The organism is Actinoalloteichus fjordicus (assembly GCF_001941625.1).
GTDB classification, from domain to species: domain Bacteria; phylum Actinomycetota; class Actinomycetes; order Mycobacteriales; family Pseudonocardiaceae; genus Actinoalloteichus_A; species Actinoalloteichus_A fjordicus.
On sequence record NZ_CP016076.1, the window covers coordinates 349941 to 367786 of the forward strand.

14 protein-coding genes and 1 pseudogene are annotated in these 17846 nt (G+C 70.6%); 10 read left to right on the forward strand and 5 right to left on the reverse strand.

Annotated elements, in window-relative coordinates; translation table 11 throughout:
* Positions 1-862: 862 nt before the first annotated feature.
* From UA74_RS01550 to UA74_RS01585, 8 genes and pseudogenes are all read left to right on the forward strand, one after another.
* A complete protein-coding gene (locus tag UA74_RS01550; RefSeq protein WP_157433935.1) occupies positions 863-1333 on the forward strand; it encodes a hypothetical protein in 471 nt (156 codons plus the stop codon).
* 115 nt (positions 1334-1448) lie between these two features.
* Positions 1449-2597, forward strand: a pseudogene (locus UA74_RS33260) (PrsW family intramembrane metalloprotease); the annotation flags it as partial.
* Between the two features lie 893 nt (positions 2598-3490).
* The gene (locus tag UA74_RS01560) at positions 3491-4408 is read left to right on the forward strand and encodes a Rossmann-like and DUF2520 domain-containing protein (RefSeq protein WP_075738230.1); all 918 of its coding nucleotides are present in this window, start codon (positions 3491-3493) and stop codon (positions 4406-4408) included.
* The gene (gene panC, locus UA74_RS01565; protein WP_075738232.1) at positions 4405-5370 is read left to right on the forward strand and encodes a pantoate--beta-alanine ligase; all 966 of its coding nucleotides are present in this window, start codon (positions 4405-4407) and stop codon (positions 5368-5370) included. The genes UA74_RS01560 and panC overlap by 4 nt, the downstream gene beginning before the upstream one ends.
* Before the next feature lie 50 nt (positions 5371-5420).
* Positions 5421-5957: an aspartate 1-decarboxylase gene (gene panD, locus UA74_RS01570; protein ID WP_075738234.1), complete on the forward strand. Its 537-nt coding sequence runs from the start codon at positions 5421-5423 to the stop codon at positions 5955-5957.
* A gap of 43 nt (positions 5958-6000) precedes the next feature.
* Entirely contained in the window at positions 6001-6786 is a 786-nt protein-coding gene (locus tag UA74_RS01575) for a type III pantothenate kinase (RefSeq protein WP_075738236.1), read from the forward strand.
* 166 nt (positions 6787-6952) lie between these two features.
* Entirely contained in the window at positions 6953-8407 is a 1455-nt protein-coding gene (lysS, locus tag UA74_RS01580) for a lysine--tRNA ligase (protein ID WP_083683894.1), read from the forward strand.
* Positions 8408-8565: 158 nt separating this feature from the next.
* Positions 8566-8913 carry a histone-like nucleoid-structuring protein Lsr2 gene (locus tag UA74_RS01585; protein ID WP_075738238.1) on the forward strand — a complete coding sequence of 116 codons (348 nt, stop codon included), beginning with the start codon at positions 8566-8568 and terminating at the stop codon, positions 8911-8913.
* A gap of 292 nt (positions 8914-9205) precedes the next feature.
* Here UA74_RS01585 and UA74_RS01590 read toward each other — a convergent pair whose 3' ends face one another.
* Entirely contained in the window at positions 9206-10078 is an 873-nt protein-coding gene (locus UA74_RS01590; protein ID WP_083682849.1) for a (2Fe-2S)-binding protein, read from the reverse strand.
* A 431-nt stretch (positions 10079-10509) separates the two neighbouring features.
* Here UA74_RS01590 and UA74_RS01595 point away from each other — a divergent pair, with 431 nt between their 5' ends.
* A complete protein-coding gene (locus UA74_RS01595) occupies positions 10510-13065 on the forward strand; it encodes an ATP-dependent Clp protease ATP-binding subunit (protein ID WP_075738240.1) in 2556 nt (851 codons plus the stop codon).
* Positions 13066-13372: 307 nt separating this feature from the next.
* Positions 13373-14395, forward strand: coding sequence for an endonuclease/exonuclease/phosphatase family protein (locus UA74_RS01600; RefSeq protein ID WP_083682850.1), 1023 nt, complete (start codon positions 13373-13375; stop codon positions 14393-14395).
* Between the two features lie 155 nt (positions 14396-14550).
* Here UA74_RS01600 and UA74_RS01605 read toward each other — a convergent pair whose 3' ends face one another.
* From UA74_RS01605 to UA74_RS01620, 4 genes are all read right to left on the reverse strand, one after another.
* Positions 14551-15399, reverse strand: a complete 849-nt coding sequence (locus UA74_RS01605) for an SIR2 family NAD-dependent protein deacylase (RefSeq protein ID WP_075738242.1) — start codon at positions 15397-15399, stop codon at positions 14551-14553.
* Between the two features lie 2 nt (positions 15400-15401).
* Entirely contained in the window at positions 15402-15713 is a 312-nt protein-coding gene (locus tag UA74_RS01610) for an antibiotic biosynthesis monooxygenase family protein (protein WP_075738244.1), read from the reverse strand.
* 93 nt (positions 15714-15806) lie between these two features.
* Positions 15807-16349, reverse strand: a complete 543-nt coding sequence (locus UA74_RS01615; protein WP_075738246.1) for a 2'-5' RNA ligase family protein — start codon at positions 16347-16349, stop codon at positions 15807-15809.
* Between the two features lie 356 nt (positions 16350-16705).
* Positions 16706-17590: an HhH-GPD family protein gene (locus UA74_RS01620; RefSeq protein WP_075738248.1), complete on the reverse strand. Its 885-nt coding sequence runs from the start codon at positions 17588-17590 to the stop codon at positions 16706-16708.
* Positions 17591-17846: the final 256 nt, after the last annotated feature.

Here is a 17846-nt window from a genome sequence, read left to right on the forward strand (position 1 = left end):
GCTGATGCCTGACGAGCGTCGTGCGCCCGCCCGGCAGTGAGATCCCTGGACTGAAGATCCGCCTGCCTCGGCTGCGGTGCGCGCTGCGGTCGACGCCGGACTCGGGCCGATGCCGGGCCGTCGACGTGCCTGGCCTCCACCGCCAAGTCGGTGACGAGTCCCGGTCCTCGCGGCCACGGTCGGTGGTCGTCACGGCCGATCGGGCTGTTTCGCTCGGCGATCGGTGGTGATCGCCGCCGAGGCGTCGGACCCGCTCGATACTGGAGAGCGGGCCGCGCTCGGCACGGCGGTCCGTCCGTACCGGTGCCGGGCGACGTCGCCCGAGGCGTCACGGGGAGGGCCGATGTCGGAACCGGGCTCGATCGCCGCCTGCTCGCCATCGTCGGAGGTGACCGGGTCGCCACCGGGGGCCGATGCGGGCGGCCTGCCACCTCGGGCAGGCGCGGACTCACCGCCCCCCGACAGGGCGAACGGTCCGGCCCATGCGGCGGTGGTCGGGCGGCGGTCGCAGACCGCGCGGGAGACGGCATCGGCTGGTGACCTGGCAGCTTGCCCGCCTGCTCGGGCCGGAGTCGCCGTTCCGCAGACTCGTACCGGGCATGACGCGCGGCAGTGCCGGTCGCACCCCGGCCAGTCGCCGCCCCACAAGACCCACGCAGGCAAGACCCACTCCGGTGGGGCGGCGCCGCGAAGCGGTCGGACCGGCGGGGTGGAGTCCGGTCTGCACGGCGGGCCGCGCAGACCGGACCCGCTCCCGAGAACCGACGGACTCCGGAGCACCGGAGGCGAGTCCGGCGTGGTCAGGCTCGGCAGACCCCGGCCCGGCGATCTCCGATCCGACGGCGGGCAGCCAGGACCGGCGATGCCCGTTCGGCCGCGCGTGGTGCGCCTCACCGCCCTCACGCTCGCCGGGCTCGCCGCGGCTGTGCTGGCCGCCACCATCGTGGTCTGGTGCTGGTTATGGCTTGACGAGGCCGTCGCCTCGCTGCCTGAAGTGCTGTTTTTCGGTCTCCTGGCCGTCGTGCCTGCATCGGGTGGCGCGCTGCTGGGGACGGCGGCAGGCGCCGTCTGGCGAGGCCGTCGCTGGGGACTGAGCCTGTCGGCGGGGGTGTGCGTGCTGGTGGTGATCGGCGCGATCTTCCTGTCCGCCGACTTCGTGTACCGCTCGATCGTCGGGTTGACGGTCGACGCGGCCTCCTGGTGGCTGCTGGCCGTCCTCCTCGCAGTGATCGTCTTCGCCGTCGCAGCCGCCGTCCTGCTTCGGCGACTCCGACACACGCTGTTCGTGGTCGAGACGGAGCGTCGCGGTCGGCCGACAGGGGCGAACCGCTGATCCCGGCGAACTCCACTCGTCCGGTTGTCACCCGCTTCTCGAACCGCACGAGTAAGTCGTTCGGCTCCTACAGTTACCAGCTGTGACCTGCGAATCCTCGTCTACGTCACAGCGGCTGACGCGCTCGCAGTGCGGCAGGCGTCGAATCCTCGTCTGGCCGGTGACCGGCCTGGCGCTGCTGGGTCTGTGCGGCCTGGTGCTGCTCGGCGTGACGCATGCCCGCGTGGGCGCGGTGGCGATGCTGGTGGGCGCGGCCGCCGCCCTGCTGCCGGTCGGCCCGGTGATCGCGACCATCCTCTGGGTGGATCGCTGGGAGCCGGAGCCGCCGAGGCTGCTCCGCACGGCGTTCCTCTGGGGTGCCTGCGGAGCGACCATCACCGCGTTGCTGATCAACGACACCGCGCAGGTGGTCGGCGAGGCACTGCTGGGCGCGGGCGGCGGCAACGTCGCCGCGGCCCTGGTCTCGGCCCCGTTGTTCGAGGAGGCGGCCAAGGGACTGTTCGTGCTCGGCGTCTTCCTCCGCCGCCGACAGGAGTTCGACGGGATCGTGGACGGCATCGTCTACGCCGGGATGACCGGAGTCGGCTTCGCCTTCACCGAGAACATCACCTACTTCGGGCTGGCCTTCGTCCAAGGCGGTTTCGGCGACGCGACCAGCGGAGTCATCGCGGTGTTCCTGCTGCGCGGCGTCCTCTCGCCGTTCACCCACCCGCTGTTCGGCGCCATGTTCGGCATCGGCCTCGGCATCGCCGCGATCACGACGCGCAGGCGGCTGCGTGCGGCGGCTCCGCTGATCGGCTATCTGGTCGGGGTCCTGCTGCACGCCCTCTGGAACGGCGCGGCGGTGCTGGGCGGCGGCCGGGTGTTCCTCGACGTCTACTTCCTGGTGATGGTGCCGATCTTTTTGTCCACCATCGCCCTGGTGCTGTGGCAGCGTCGTCGGGAGCAGCGGATCGTGGTCGCCCAGCTTCCCGGGTTCGCCGCCGAAGGCTGGATCGCCGCCAGCGAGATCGGCCTGCTCGCCAGCCTGACCGGTCGAAAGGGGTGGCGGGCGGCCGTCCGTCGTCGCTCCGGGGAGGCGGCGGCCAAGGCCGTGGCCGACTATCAGGCGGCCGTCACGGAACTGGCCTTCCTCCGAGACCAGAGGGCCAGGGGACGGCCGGTGCAGGCGCCTGCCGCCCGACTCGGGCATGCCGTCGACCACCTCCTGCGCACCAGGGAGGCCGCGCGTCGATCCCCCGAGGCGCTGGACGTCGCCGCTCGGGACGCCGCGGGCATCCGCAGACTGGCCAGGCCACGTCGCCGTGTCGAGTACGCCGTCACCCGGCCGATCGGGGATGCCGCCAGGCAGCACGCCGCATCCGCCGCCTCGACACCTCGGATGACCGATGCGCCCCGTGTCCCGGTGCGACCCGTCGAGGCGACGTGGCCGGGGGGCACCGGCCCCGGGGCGCCGTCTGTGCCGCGCTCCATACCGCCGCAGCCGGCACCGCAGCGAAGCGGAGTATCGGTACCGCAGCGAAGCGGAGTATCGGCACCGCAGCGAAGCGGAGCGTCGGCACCGCAGCGAAGCGGAGCGTCGATACCGGAGCGAAGCGGAACGGCTCGCACCGAGGTCGGCGGAGAGCCGATCGCGACACCCGCCGGGCAGCCGGACGGTGACGGGACGTGCGTGCCGACCTCGACGAACTCCGGGCCTGCCGCGCTAGACCGCCGCACTCGACCGCCCGAGCCGCGTCGGCCGGGGTTCGCCGCTCTTCGACCGGAGTCTGTTGTGTCGGGCGTCCAGCGACTCGATCCCGCCGGTCCGCCTCCCCCTCGGATTCCGGATCTCGCCGGACCCGGTCTCGCCGAGGACACCGCACCGCTTGCGGACCCACTCGGCACGGACCCGGCCTCGACGGAGACCGCAGGCGCCACGCCTGCGCCGCGCGTGCCGGAGACGGCGGAGCCGGTCGACCCGGCGGGCGCTCGGTCCGCCGAGGCCTGACCGACCCGCGTCGTCGAGCTCGCACGCCGAACCCCGCGTCGGGTCGGGCGGTGAACCTGCTCACCTGGACACGGCGAGCGAGTCCTCCGCCCGCTACGCTCGCCGCCGTCCGGTACCCGCAGGACGAACGGCGGGACCGGAACGGCAGGAATGGAGTTTCCACCCACATGATCGACACCACGCAGGTGCGGCCTGCCAGGCTGGCCGTCGGAGTCGTCTCCGCAGGCCGGGTGGGCGCGGTGCTGGGCGCCTCGCTGGCCCGCGCAGGCCACGTCGTGGTCGCCACGTCGGCCGTCTCCCGTGACTCGCTGCGACGCGCCGAGGAACTGCTGCCCGGCGTTCCGGTGCTTCCTCCGGACGAAGTGGTCGCCATGGCGGACCTCGTACTGCTCGCGGTCCCGGACGACGTGCTGCCCGGCCTGGTCAGCGGCCTGATCGCCACCGGATCGCTGCGGGCGGGCCAGATCGTCGCGCACACCTCGGGCGCCCACGGGGTGGCGGTGTTGGCGGAGGTCGCGAGGATCGGCGCGCTGCCGTTGGCCCTGCACCCGGTGATGACCTTCACCGGACGCAGCGAGGACCTGGCGCGACTGGCGGCCTGCTGCATCGGGATCACCGCATCGGGTGAGCGAGACTCGCCCACCGATCCGGGCTGGAGCGTCGGCGAGGCGCTGGTGGTGGAGATCGGTGCGGACCCGGTGTTCATCCCGGAGGCGGCCCGACCGCTGTATCACGCGGCCCTCGCGCACGGGGCGAACCATCTGATCACGTTGATCACCGAATGCGTCAGCCTCCTCTCGGCGGCCGGGGTCGCTCAGCCGGAACGACTGCTGGGGCCCTTGTGCAGCGCGGCACTGGACAACGCACTCCGCCACGGCGACCGGGCACTCACCGGGCCGGTGGCCAGGGGCGACCTGAGCACGCTGCGCGCCCACCTCGACGTCCTCGGCGAGGTCGCGCCTGAGGTGGTGCCGAGTTACCGCGTGCTCGCCGCCCGCACGGCCGAACGGGCGCGGGCGGCCGGAGTGCTCCCCGAGACCGCCGCCGCCGAGGTCGCCGACCTGCTCGATGAGGAGAACCGATGACCGACGCCCCGGCCGCTGCCGCGCTCTTCCAGCCGGACGGCACCACGGTGCACGACGACCCCGCGCAGCTCGCCAGGGTGACGCGGGCCTTGCGGGCCACCGGACGCAAGATCGTCCTGGTCCCGACGATGGGCGCACTGCATCGCGGGCATCGCGAGCTGATTCGGCGGGCCCGTCGCATTCCCAACACCGTCGTGGTCGTCTCGATCTTCGTCAACCCGCGCCAGTTCGGCGCGGGAGAGGACTTCACCCGCTATCCGCGCGACCTGGACGTCGACGTCGCGGTCTGCCGGGACGAGCAGGTCGCGCTGGTCTTCGCCCCCACCGTCGAACAGATGTACGGCTCGGGCGCCTCCGTCGCGGTGACGCCGGGCGCGTTGGGCTCGGAGCTGGAGGGCGCGAGCCGACCCGGCCACTTCGACGGGGTGCTGACCGTGGTCGCGAAGCTGCTCAACATCGTCCGGCCGGATTACGCCTTCTTCGGTGAGAAGGACTATCAGCAGCTCGTGCTGCTGCGGCGCATGGGGCGAGAGTTGAACTTCGACGCCTCGATCGTGGGCATCCCGACCATCCGTGAGCATGACGGCCTGGCGCTGTCCTCGCGGAACGCCTACCTGGACTCCGACGAGCGCGCCGCCGCCGTCGTCATCTCGGCAGCCCTGGCCGCCGCGGTGCACGCGGGCACGGCAGGCGCCGACGCGGTGCTGGCCGCCGCCCGGTCCGTGCTGGCCAGTGAGCCTGCTCTCGACCTGGACTACCTCGAGCTGCGCGACGTTGAACTGAATGCCGCCCCGGAGCGAGGCGAGGCACGACTGTTGGTCGCGGGGCGGATCGGCGGTGTTCGACTGATCGACAACACCGCAGTCCGGCTCGGCGAGCCGGATACCTCGGCGGGCCGAGCCATCGATACCGAGGCGGGGCGAGCCCCGGACGAGACGGAGCCTGCCCACGCGGGCAGCTGAGAGTCCATCGGCCACCGCGCCCTCCTCGGGCGCGGCAGAGGGGAGAGCAGATGTTGCGGACGATGCTCAAGTCGAAGATCCATCGCGCCACCGTCACTCAGGCGGATCTGCATTACGTCGGCTCGGTCACCGTGGACGAAGACCTGATGGACGCCGCCGACCTCCTGGCGGGGGAGCAGGTGGCCATCGTGGACGTCACCAACGGCGCCCGGCTGGAGACCTACGTCATCCCCGGCGAGCGAGGCACCGGGGTGTTAGGGATCAACGGCGCCGCCGCCCACCTGGTACACCCCGGCGACCTGGTGATCCTCATCGCCTACGGGCTGATGGACGCGGCCGAGATCCGCGAGCACCGGCCCTCGGTGGTCTTCGTCGACTCGCACAACAAGGTGGTCACCCGAGACGACGACCCGGCGGGAGTCCCGGCGGACTCCGGGCTGAAGTCGGGGGCGGTGACCGCGGGCCCGCCGGTCACGGGGCCCGCGACCGGCACGGGCAGGCCTGCCCAGGCCGCCGAGGACCGAGCGGCAGGCGCGGAGACCGACGACGCGGCCCGGCTGGACGCTCTGCTGCAGTCCGAACGCTGACCCGGCCACGAGGCCAGCGCGCGCACGAAGGGAAGGACCTCCGGTGCTGTTCGCCATCGACGTCGGGAACACCAACATCGTGCTCGGCCTGTACGAGGGCGAGGGTGCGGACGCGCGGCTCATCCGGGACTGGCGGATGCGCACCGACGCCAGGGCCACGGCCGACGAGATCGCGCTGACGATGCGGGGACTGCTCGGCGATCATGCCGAGGAGATCACCGGCATCTCCGCCCTGTCCACGGTCCCCGCCGTGCTGCGTGAGCTGCGCGTGATGCTCGCCCGCTACTACGCCGACGTGCCGACGCTGATCGTGCAGCCGGGGGTGCGCACCGGGGTCCCGCTGCTGGTGGACAACCCCAAGGAGGTCGGCGGCGACCGGGTCGTCAACACGCTGGCCGCCCATCACCTCTTCGGCACCGCCTGCGTGGTCGTCGACTTTGGCACCTCCACCAACATCGACGTGATCTCGGCCAGGGGCGAGTTCCTCGGCGGCGTGTTCGCCCCCGGCATCGAGATCTCGGTGGACGCGCTCGCGTCGCGGGCGGCCCAACTGCGCAAGGTCGAGCTGATCCGTCCGCGCCACGTGATCGGCAAGAACACCGTCGAATGTCTGCAGGCGGGCATCCTCTACGGCTTCGCCGGGCAGGTCGACGGGCTGGTGCGGCGCATCAGCGCCGAGTTGGCCGCGACGGAGCGAGGACCGATCACCGTGCTCGCGACCGGCGGGCTGGCGCCCCTGGTGCTCGGCGAGTCGGAGACGATCGCCGAGCACGTGCCCGATCTCACCCTGATCGGATTGCGGCTGGTCTACGAGCGCAACGTGCTCTGAGCGGCGGCCCGCGTCGCGCTCGGCCGCGCCCGCGAGCGGTACCGTCGATCGATGCCGGACGGCAACCCGTCGTCCGGGCGTGTCCGCCCGACGCCTACGCTGTGTCTCCGTGAACGCCATTCCGGAGAACGACGCCACGACCAGCGAGGACACCCTTCCCGAGCAGATGCGTATCCGTCGGGAGAAGCGGTCGCGGTTGCTCGAATCCGGCACGGAACCGTATCCGGTCGTGCTTCCGGTCACACATGCTCTCGCCGACATCAGGGCGAAGCACACCGGACTCGCACCCGACACTGCCACGGGCGAGATCGTCGGCATCGCGGGCCGGGTGATGTTCCTGCGAAACACTGGAAAGCTGTGTTTCGCCACCTTGCGTTCCGGCGACGGCTCCGAACTGCAGGCGATGCTCAGCCTCGGTCAGATCGGCGCGGAGGCATTGGCAGCCTGGAAGGGCGATATCGATCTCGGCGACCATGTCTTCGTACACGGCGAGGTCATCACGTCGCGTCGAGGCGAGCTCTCGGTGATGGCCGATGAATGGCGGCTCGCCGCGAAGGCACTGCGGCCGCTTCCGGTCGTGCACAAGGAGCTGAGCGAGGAGACGCGGGTTCGGCAGCGTTACGTCGATCTGATCGTCCGGCCGCAGGCGCGGCACATCGTCGAGGTCCGGGCTGCAGTCGTGCGCTCGCTGCGGGAATCCTTCCACCGGCACGGTTACACCGAGGTCGAGACCCCGATGTTGCAGACGCTCTACGGCGGTGCGGCGGCTCGGCCCTTCCAGACGCACTCGAATGCCTTCGACATCGACCTCTACCTGCGAATCGCGCCGGAGCTGTATCTCAAGCGCTGTGTGGTGGGCGGAATCGAGCGGGTCTTCGAGATCAATAGGAACTTCCGCAACGAGGGCAGTGACTCCTCGCACTCGCCCGAATTCGCCATGACCGAGTTCTACCAGGCGTATAGCGACTACCACGGTATGGCGACCCTGACCAGGGAACTCATCCAGGACGCGGCCAAGGCGGCCTGTGGCGGGGAGGTCGTCACGCTGGCCGACGGCAGCGAGTACGACCTGTCCGGGGAATGGACCTGGCTCAGCATGTACGGGTCTCTTTCCGAGGCACTCGGCGAAGAGGTGACGCCGGACACAGCGGTGGCGCGGTTGCGGGAGTGGGCGACCAAGCACGAGTTGGAACCGCACCCGGCTCATGGTCACGGCAAGCTGGTCGAGGAGCTGTGGGAGCATCTGATCGGGGATCAGCTGCACGAGCCGAGCTTCGTGAAGGATTTTCCGATCGAGACCTCGCCGTTGACTCGGCAGCATCGCACCGATCCCGGTGTCGCGGAGAAGTGGGATCTGTATATCCGAGGCTTCGAGCTCGCCACCGGCTACTCGGAACTCGTCGACCCGGTCGTGGAGCGGGAACGCCTGGAGGCCCAGGCCCTGCTCGCGGCGGGCGGCGATGTCGAGGCCATGCGGCTGGATGAGGACTTCCTGCGTGCGCTGGAGTACGGAATGCCGCCTAGTGGGGGCGTCGGAATGGGCGTCGATCGTTTGTTGATGGCGTTGACCGGTGCCGGTATCCGGGAGACGATCCTGTTTCCGCTGGTCCGTCCGGAATGAGCCGTCGCCGATCGGCGGCTGCGGGCGCTGATCGGCCGGACGGAGTCCTTAGCGTCCGTTAGATCTAAGGGTGACCAGATCCATTTCTGCGGTAATATCGGCCGAAATGAGGCACGTGGGCAGCCTCGTCAGATCTTTTCGGTGGAAGGACATGGGTCATGGCACAGAAGGTCACCGTCACACTGGTCGATGACTTGGACGGTTCCAAGGCAGATGAGACGGTCGAGTTCACATTCGACGGAGCCGCTTACCAGATCGACCTTTCCGCGACGAATGCCGGGGCACTGCGGGATGCGCTCGCCGGTTTCGTCGGACACGCTCGCCGCTCCGGCGGCCGCAAGCGCAACGTGCGTCCCGGCGCTCGTCCGGACGGCGGCAGCACGGCGGCGGGTGATCGCGAGCAGAACCAGGCGATCCGCGAGTGGGCGCGCAAGCGGGGCATGAAGGTGTCGGACCGAGGCCGCATCCCGGCCGAGGTCATCGACGCCTACCACGAGGCGAACTGACTCCACGCCCTGGAGCAGACGGCCTGCGTCGCCAGGCCATGACGGGCGTCGTAGCCGCCACCGCGCCGCAGAGAACCGCCGGGTGCGTACCTGGTGAGGACGATGGGCACGTCCTCTCGGGGCCGCTCGTCGGGTTCCCCGGTGCTTCTTTGACGCCTGTGCGACAGGTCATGCGTGGACGAGACGGGCTCGTCGGCCGGCCCTGGCGGGTCTCGACCCGCCGAGCAGGCGGGCGGGCCCGTTGCCGTTTCTGGCCGCCGCCGAGCTCGTCGTCGAGGCCGTCGCCCGGTTATCAGCCCAGCTCGCGCACTCGCCTGGCGCGTTCCTCCGCACCGACGCGGGGACAGGTGGTGCAGGCCTGCGGCGAACCGGGCAGGGCGTAGTGGAAGCAGCAGCTCTCCCTGCGTCGCGTCCAGCGGTCTTCGCCGTCGGCGCCGGGGACTCGATACATCGTCGAGAGAGCGGTGAAGGGGTCGGCCTCCGTGCCGAAGACGAGGGCGGCATCGGCGACGCCGCGGTCCTCGTCGCCGCACATCTGGCCGCTCAGCCACAGTGTGGTGTCGAGCACGTCGGTTGCGGCCGCCCAGAGCATCCGCCTGCCGAGGCGGGTGCCGGGGGCGAACGCGGCCACGAAGCGCGCGGCGTGACCGGCGAATCGGGCGCGCAGCAGTACGGCGAGGGCCTGTTCGTCTGCCACGACGGTGGCCGACGGGTCGTCGGCGTCCGGGTCGTCGGGCAGGCAGGCGAAGGCATCGCCGGTCAGCGCGATCCCGTCGAGGTGCGGCCTGCCTGCGGCAAGGCGGAAGGCGGTGTCCTCCGGGCGCAGCGACGGCACGCGACGCGCCGTGTGAAAGAGCAGTGCGCCGAGATATCCGGGCACGCTCAGATACCAGGACATCACGTAGCCCGCGGTGGTCCGCTCGGGTGCCGCGCCGTAGTTCTCGGTGAGCCAGCCGCCCAGCACCTCACGCCATCGGGTGAAGGCCGCCGGGTCGTCGAGCAGCGAGGAGCAGCGCGACCAGTCCTCGCCGATCGAGGCATCGCCGTGTCGGGCCTCCAGCCATGGCGGGAGGCCGAGCCGCGCGACGGACTCGGCCAGTGCCGAGCGCCGACCTGCGGCGATGGCCGGGCCGCGAGGCGCTGACCTGCGAAAGGCCGTCGTCATCGGCCTGCTCCACGGCCTGTGTCGGCGGCGCTGATCGGCACGATGTCTCACCTTCGTCGATGACGACCCCTCGGAGTCCGGCGTCGTCTGCGGGAACTTGTCAGGCTTGCCTAAGCTTATCTGGTCGGCCGATCCGGCCTCCGCGACGGGAGCGGACCGGTGGGCGGCGCGCACGGCCGACACGAAGCGTGTTCGCTCTCAGCGGACATCGCCCCTGCGGGGGCCTGACCAGGAATGGGGCCGGGTCACCCTGCGTTGTGGGGGGTGCGAGTGCTGCAGAACGGCGCACCAGAAGCCGACACGAACTCGATGTCACGGTAATGCCGACTACAGTGGTTGTTAGGGTGCCGACCCCGTCACAGAGCGCCAGGGACCGATTCACTGGTGTGTGGCCGGGCGAGAGCCGCTGCCGCCGCTGTCGAGGAGTGCGAATGTTCGAGAGGTTCACCGACCGCGCGAGGCGGGTGGTCGTCCTGGCCCAAGAAGAGGCCAGGATGCTCAACCACAACTACATCGGCACCGAGCACATCCTCCTGGGCCTGATCCATGAGGGTGAGGGTGTCGCCGCCAAGGCGCTGGAGTCGTTGGGGATCGCCCTGGAGGGCGTTCGCCAGCAGGTTGAGGAGATCATCGGTCAGGGGCAGCAGGCCCCGAGCGGCCACATCCCCTTCACGCCTCGGGCGAAGAAGGTGCTGGAGCTGTCGCTTCGGGAGGCTCTGCAACTCGGCCACAACTACATCGGTACCGAGCACATCCTTCTGGGTCTCATCCGCGAGGGCGAGGGCGTCGCCGCGCAGGTGCTGGTCAAGCTGGGTGCCGACCTGAACCGAGTGCGTCAGCAGGTCCTTCAGCTGCTGTCGGGCTACCAGGGCAAGGAGCCCGCCGAGACCGGTGGTCGCGGCGAGGGCACTCCGTCGTCTTCTCTGGTGCTCGATCAGTTCGGTCGCAACCTGACCTCGAGCGCTCGGGAGGGCAAGCTCGACCCGGTCATCGGCCGGGAGAAGGAGATCGAGCGGGTCATGCAGGTGCTGTCCCGCCGCACCAAGAACAACCCCGTCCTCATCGGCGAGCCCGGCGTGGGCAAGACGGCCGTCGTCGAGGGCCTGGCACAGAACATCGTCAAGGGCGAGGTGCCCGAGACCCTCAAGGACAAGCAGCTCTACACGCTCGACCTCGGCTCGCTGGTCGCAGGCTCCCGGTACCGAGGCGACTTCGAGGAGCGCCTCAAGAAGGTGCTCAAGGAGATCCGCACGCGCGGCGACATCATCCTGTTCATCGACGAGATCCACACCCTGGTGGGTGCGGGTGCCGCCGAGGGCGCGATCGACGCCGCGAGCATCCTGAAGCCGATGCTGGCCAGGGGCGAGCTGCAGACGATCGGCGCCACCACGCTCGACGAGTACCGCAAGCACGTCGAGAAGGACCCGGCGCTGGAGCGTCGTTTCCAGCCGATCCAGGTGGGCGAGCCCACCATGGAGCAGACCATCGAGATCCTCAAGGGTCTGCGCGACCGGTACGAGGCACACCACCGCGTCTCGATCACGGACTCGGCGCTGGTGGCCGCCGCCACCCTGGCGGACCGGTACATCAACGACCGCTTCCTGCCCGACAAGGCGATCGACCTCATCGATGAGGCGGGCGCGCGGATGCGCATCCGCCGGATGACGGCGCCGCCGGACCTGCGCGAGTTCGACGAGAAGATCGCCGACGTGCGTCGGGACAAGGAGTCCGCGATAGACGCGCAGGACTTCGAGCGGGCCGCGCGCCTGCGGGACGAGGAGAAGCAGCTCCTCGGCCAGAAGGCGGAGCGCGAGAAGCAGTGGAAGTCCGGTGACCTCGACGTGGTCGCCGAGGTGGACGACGAGCAGATCGCCGAGGTCCTGGCGAACTGGACCGGCATCCCCGTCTTCAAGCTGACCGAGGAGGAGACGACTCGGCTGCTGCGGATGGAGGACGAGCTGCACAAGCGGATCATCGGCCAGGAGGACGCCGTCAAGGCCGTCTCCCAGGCGATCCGCCGTACCCGTGCAGGCTTGAAGGACCCGAAGCGGCCCTCCGGATCGTTCATCTTCGCCGGCCCCTCGGGTGTCGGTAAGACGGAGCTGTCCAAGGCGCTGGCGAACTTCCTGTTCGGCGAGGACGACGCGCTCATCCAGATCGACATGGGCGAGTTCCACGACCGCTACACCGCCTCCCGTCTGTTCGGCGCACCCCCCGGGTACGTCGGCTACGAGGAGGGCGGACAGCTGACCGAGAAGGTGCGGCGCAAGCCGTTCTCGGTGGTGCTCTTCGACGAGATCGAGAAGGCGCACCAGGAGGTGTACAACACGCTGCTTCAGGTTCTGGAGGACGGCAGGCTCACCGATGGTCAGGGCCGCACCGTCGACTTCAAGAACACGGTGATCATCTTCACCTCCAACCTGGGCACGCAGGACATCTCCAAGGCCGTCGGCCTCGGCTTCTCCGGTGGCGGCACCGAGAACTCGAACTACGACCGGATGAAGCAGAAGGTCAACGACGAGCTGAAGAAGCACTTCCGCCCGGAGTTCCTCAACCGGATCGACGACATCATCGTCTTCCACCAGCTCACCGAGGACGAGATCATCCGGATGGTCGACCTGATGATCGCCAGGGTCGAGGTTCAGCTCAAGAACAAGGACATGAGCCTCGAGCTGACCGCCAACGCGAAGAGGCTGCTCGCCAAGCGCGGCTTCGACCCGGTGCTCGGTGCGCGGCCGCTGCGGCGGACGATCCAGCGGGAGATCGAGGACCAGCTGTCCGAGAAGATCCTGTTCGGCGAGCTGGAGGCCGGTCAGATCATCATCGGCGACGTCGAGGGCTACGAAGAGGGCAAGAGCGACGACAAGGCCCGCTTCACCTTCCGAGGCGAGCCGAAGCCGTCGAAGGTGCCGGACGTCCCGCCGGTGGAGCTGTCCAGCTCGACCGGGGTGGGTCAGGACGCACCTGTGGAGGGCGAGTCCGAGTGACTCGATGAACTAGCTCCTCCGACGGGGCCGATGCCGAGCAGGCATCGGCCCCGTCGCATGTCCGGGGCCCGATCGAGGCGTCAGTGCCTCAACCGGGCGGTATCGTCGTACGGGACCTACGGCAGCAGCAAAGGCAGGAATACGCAGGGGCGGAAGGCGCAGGCGTTGATGAGCCGAGGACGCCTCGAAGGCGGCTCGGCAGGACATCACCGAGCGGGTCGGGTCTTGCGGTCAGCCGGAGCACAGTTCGCAGGCCGGCTCGGCCTGCCGGGACGAGCGCGGCGATCGATGGTCGAGAATCAGCGGCATGGCAGTGCCGACGGATCGAGGTCCCCGCGAGCAGACCGACGAGGACGACCTCGTCGACGCAGGCCGCCGCAGGCCTGGTGGGCGGGTGACGACCTTCCTGCTGATACTGCTGACCGTCCCGTTCGTGCTCATCGCGATCAGTCGGCTCATCGAGGTGGGCGGTACCCGCGCCTTAGTCGCCGCAGCCGCACTCACGCCGTACACGGTTCCGGTCGGCCTGTTCCTTACCATCGCGGGCTTCGCCCTGCGTCGATGGGCGGTGGCGCTGGTGGCGGGCCTGCTGACGGTGATCATGGCGGCGGTGGTGCTGCCGAGGGCCACGCCGGACGCCCGGCCCTACGTGCAGGGCGAGTCGGCACGAGTGCTGAGTCTGAACATGCGCTACGGCAACGCCGACGCCGAGGCGGTTCTCGAACTGGTTCGCGATCATCAGGTTGACGTGTTGAGCCTGCAAGAGCTGACGCCGACGGCGGTGGACGCGCTCGCCGACGCGGGAATCGACGAGGAGCTGCCGCATCGCGTCATCGACGCGCGAGCCGGGGCGCCGGGCTCCGGCATCTACTCACGGCATCCGGCCGAGCGGGTCGGGACCGCCCCTGCCACGAACCGCCAGCCGATCGCCAGGGTGCGGCTGCCCGAGGGCGCCGAGCTGGAGGTCGTCGCCGTGCATCCGCTCTGGCCGGTCGGAGCGGACACCACCGACACCTGGCAGCGAGAGCTGGCCAGTCTGCCTGCCGCTCCCCCCTCAGGGCCGATCCGCGTCCTCGCCGGTGATTTCAACGCCACGCTCGACCACGGCCCGCTGCGCAGGCTGCTGGGTACCGGCTATCAGGACGCCGCCGATCAGACTGGTGACGGGCTGCGGCCGACCTGGCCTGCGCCGGGCACGGTCTTAGGGCCGCCGCTGACCATCGACCACGTCCTGGTGGACCGTCGGTGTGCCGTCGAGGACTTCGGCGTGTTCGACGTCTCCGGCAGCGATCACCGGGCCGTGCTCGCGGAGTTCGTCGTGCCGGTCTGATCCCTGCTGCGTGGCAGGCTCCGTCGCGCTGCCCGTGACCACGCCCTGCCCGTGCCCACGTGATGCCCGGGCCGGTTACCAACGCCGACAGCGCCCGCGGGCCCGTGCGGGGCTGCGGGATGCCGGGAACGGGCGACTCAGGCTCGAAACGGGACTCAGGCTCGAAACGGCGCGGGCAGCAGCTCGTCGACGGCCGCCAGCGCATCCGCCGCGCTCATCCGCAGTGCGACGCCCCGGCCGTGTCGGACCTCGGGTTCGACCGGGTTGATCCTGATCAGCGCCCCGCTCGCGGCGCTGGCCAGTTCCGCCTGCCTGCGCACGGTCGGCACTGCGGTGCCCGCACCCAGTTCGATGACCACGAGCTTCGAGGTTCGCAGGCCCCGTCGCCACCGGCCGACCTCGTCCAGCCGCAGCCCACTGCGTTCGCCCACCCAGTGCGCGTCGCCGAACATCAGGATGTTCGGCCGTGCCAGATCCCCGCAGTGCGGGCAGGCGGGCAGCGGCCCGATCGCCCGCATCGTCACGGGGTCGACCTCGACGGTCACGTCGGCCGCGGACCAGGACTGCGTGGTGCAGGGTCCGGAGCACTGGAGGTGGTGAATCGAGCCGTGACATTCGGCGATCACGTCGTCGGGAAAGCCTGCCCGGTGAAACTGGCCGTCGACGTTCGAGGTGAACACCCGCAGGCCGCCCGGCAGCGCCGCACCCCAGCGACGCAGGGTGGCGAAACCCGCATGCGGCCGGGTGCGGCGGTACAGCGCGAGCCGATGACCGTAGAAACCCCAGGCGAGGGCTGGATCGGCGGCGAAGTGCACGGGATCGGCCAACTCGGCGAAGCTCAGGCCGAGATCCCGGTACGCCGGGTAGGCCCGCCAGAAGCCTTCCGGGCCTCGGAAGTCGGGCAGGCCGGAGTCGACGCCCATCCCCGCGCCCGCGCACACCAGCAGGGCGTGGGCGTCGGCGATGAGGCCCGCCGCCGCCGAGACCCCGGCCGCCTCCGCCATGGTCACTCCGCCGTGGGCGCAGCCTGCTGGATGACCTCGAACTCGAGCAGGCTCGATCCGGAGGCGACCGGCTTGGCCCGCTCACCGGCGTGCGCCTCCTTGGCGGGCCCGCCCGACCAGGCCTGGAACGCCTCTTCTGACTCCCACTTGGTGTAGACGAAGTACCGGTTCTCGCCTGCAGTCGGCCGGAGCAGTTCGAAGGCCAGGAAGCCGGGGGCGTTCTCCACCGCGCCCTGGCGGGCGGCGAACCGCTTCTCCAGCTCGGGGCCGCTGCCCTCGGGAACCTCGATAGCGTTGATCTTCACGACTGCCATGCCCTCGACGGTACCGCCACGCCGTGCGGTGCAGACCGACACGGCGGTCTGCCCGCTGCCGGCTGGACCGGCGGCCGCCGGATATCCGGTGTGTCACCCGCGCGTGACGAGCTGCTCCGTTCGGCCGGTGCGGCTGTCGGTGATGCCGACGCCGCCGACGCGGGCGTGGACGGCGCGTACCGGATGCAGGGCGGCGAATCCGGCGGCGAGCCGATCCCCGGGGACGCCCTCGGTCAACGGGCAGTGCGGCACCCACGCGCCGGGCAGGTAGTAGGCCGACGGCTGGCGGACTCGGCCCGCGAGCACGTCGTGCACCGCCGAGTGCACGGCGAGCAGTTCGGCGTCGACCACCGCGCCGAGCATCAGGACCGGCTCCGATGTCGTGAAGGTTCCCAGCGTGGTCAGCCAGAACGCGGGCAGCGACAGGGCGGCCAACTCGGTGCGCAGATCGCGTCGGACGGCGGCGGGCACCTCGGCGGCCGAGGCGAACCGGACATGCGGTCGGCGGCCGGGCGCGGCATCGGCGGCAGCCTGGGGGTCCGCTGCTCGGAGGTCGGCATCCGCCAATCGCTGCCACAGGGCGCGAATGCGCGCTTCGGAGTCAGCGTCGAAGAAGAAGTCCAGCGTGACCGCCACGGAGCAAGTCTGCCGCAGCGCCCTCCGACCGGGGCACGCACCGGCAGGGAGCCGCAACGGGGCCTCGCCGCGCGGATGCACGCAGCGCCGCAGGCCGGACTTGGTTTCGACCGGCCGGTGGCCTCGATGGGCAGCGGCTTCGGCCGGCAGCGGACGTCGAGCAGTCTCCTGCCGCTGCCGCCGTCGGTCGGAACGTCCGCAGCGCGACCAGGCGCCGCCTGCTCGACCGTCTGCTCAGCCGTGCTGCCGGTGCCGTCGTCGCGAAGGCCTGGCTGTCTCGCCCGGCGCGTTGACCTCCACCTCGCCGGGATGCGGAATCGCCCCCGTGCAAGGCCGGCTCGTGCGCAGGCGGTCGGTCAGGCCTCGCCGGGCAGCGCGAACAGGCCGTCCGCCGTCTGCTCCATGAGCCCGTCCACCAGCAGCGAGTCCAGGCAGCGGTCGCGTTGGCCGTCCTGGCGCCAGACCAGGTCGAGCTTGGCGCGTTCCACCGGGCCCGGCGCCGCCCGCAGGACGTCCAGCAGCAGCCCCCGGACCTGGCGATCGGTGCCCGCGAACCGTTGCGCCTGCCGAACCGGGCCGGCGTAGGCGGGTCGGCCCGCACGCTGCCAGGCGCAGTCGGCGAGCACCGGGCAGTCGACGCAACGCGGTGTCCTCGCGGTGCAGACCAGCGCCCCCAGCTCCATCAACGCCGCCGAATACCGTGCGGCCTCTGCATCGGGACGGGGCAGCAGCGCGTCGACGTCGGCGAGATCGCGAGTCGTGGACGGGGGTCCTGCCTCCGCCGCACCGTGCACGGCCCTGGCGACGACCCGGCGCACGTTGGTGTCCACGACCGGTGCGCGCAGGCCGTAGGCGAAGGCCGCCACCGCTCGCGCCGTGTAGGCGCCGATGCCGGGCAGGGCCAGCAGCGTGTCGACGTCGGAGGGCACGACGTCGCCGTGGTCGCTCGCGATGGCCGTCGCAGCGGCGTGCAGGCGTAGCGCACGACGCGGGTAGCCCAGTTTGCCCCAGGCCCGCAGCACCTCGGCAGGCGTGGCCGCTGCCAGCGAGGACGGCTTCGGCCAGCGCTCAAGCCACTCCAGCCAGATCGGCTGCACCCTGACGACCGGGGTCTGCTGGAGCATGATCTCGCTGACGAGGACGCCCCAACCGGTGGTGTCGGATCGGCGCCAGGGCAGATCGCGGCCGGTCTCGTCGAACCAGTCGATCAGCGTCTCGGGGGCTAACACGTTGGTCTTCATCGCCGTCCGATCCTGACAGCCCCCGCCATGGTGATCGACGCGGCCCCCGACGGGCGCCGAGGGCGGTCATGGGAGCCGCCGACGGCCGCCCGCCCGCACCTGTCGCGCTCGTCGGCCGTTTGGGCCAGCCGGGTGACCGCAGGCACATCGCCACGCTGCGTCGATGTCGACGGCTCGGGCAGTGGAGTGAAGTGGTGTGCAGATCTGGTCACATTCGGTAGCTAACGAGCAGGGCACCGTTACGCCTCGTTTCGCT

Bases quoted from the DNA above. Each gene is read 5' to 3' on its own strand.
- UA74_RS01550 (WP_157433935.1), top strand. From the start codon at position 863: ATGCCCGTTCGGCCGCGCGTGGTGCGCCTCACCGCCCTCACGCTCGCC.
- UA74_RS01560 (WP_075738230.1), top strand. From the start codon at position 3,491: ATGATCGACACCACGCAGGTGCGGCCTGCCAGGCTGGCCGTCGGAGTC.
- panC (WP_075738232.1), top strand. From the start codon at position 4,405: ATGACCGACGCCCCGGCCGCTGCCGCGCTCTTCCAGCCGGACGGCACC.
- panD (WP_075738234.1), top strand. From the start codon at position 5,421: ATGTTGCGGACGATGCTCAAGTCGAAGATCCATCGCGCCACCGTCACT.
- lysS (WP_083683894.1), top strand. From the start codon at position 6,953: ATGCGTATCCGTCGGGAGAAGCGGTCGCGGTTGCTCGAATCCGGCACG.
- UA74_RS01585 (WP_075738238.1), top strand. From the start codon at position 8,566: ATGGCACAGAAGGTCACCGTCACACTGGTCGATGACTTGGACGGTTCC.
- UA74_RS01590 (WP_083682849.1), bottom strand. From the start codon at position 10,078: ATGACGACGGCCTTTCGCAGGTCAGCGCCTCGCGGCCCGGCCATCGCC.
- UA74_RS01595 (WP_075738240.1), top strand. From the start codon at position 10,510: ATGTTCGAGAGGTTCACCGACCGCGCGAGGCGGGTGGTCGTCCTGGCC.
- UA74_RS01600 (WP_083682850.1), top strand. From the start codon at position 13,373: ATGGCAGTGCCGACGGATCGAGGTCCCCGCGAGCAGACCGACGAGGAC.
- UA74_RS01605 (WP_075738242.1), bottom strand. From the start codon at position 15,399: ATGGCGGAGGCGGCCGGGGTCTCGGCGGCGGCGGGCCTCATCGCCGAC.
- UA74_RS01610 (WP_075738244.1), bottom strand. From the start codon at position 15,713: ATGGCAGTCGTGAAGATCAACGCTATCGAGGTTCCCGAGGGCAGCGGC.
- UA74_RS01620 (WP_075738248.1), bottom strand. From the start codon at position 17,590: ATGAAGACCAACGTGTTAGCCCCCGAGACGCTGATCGACTGGTTCGAC.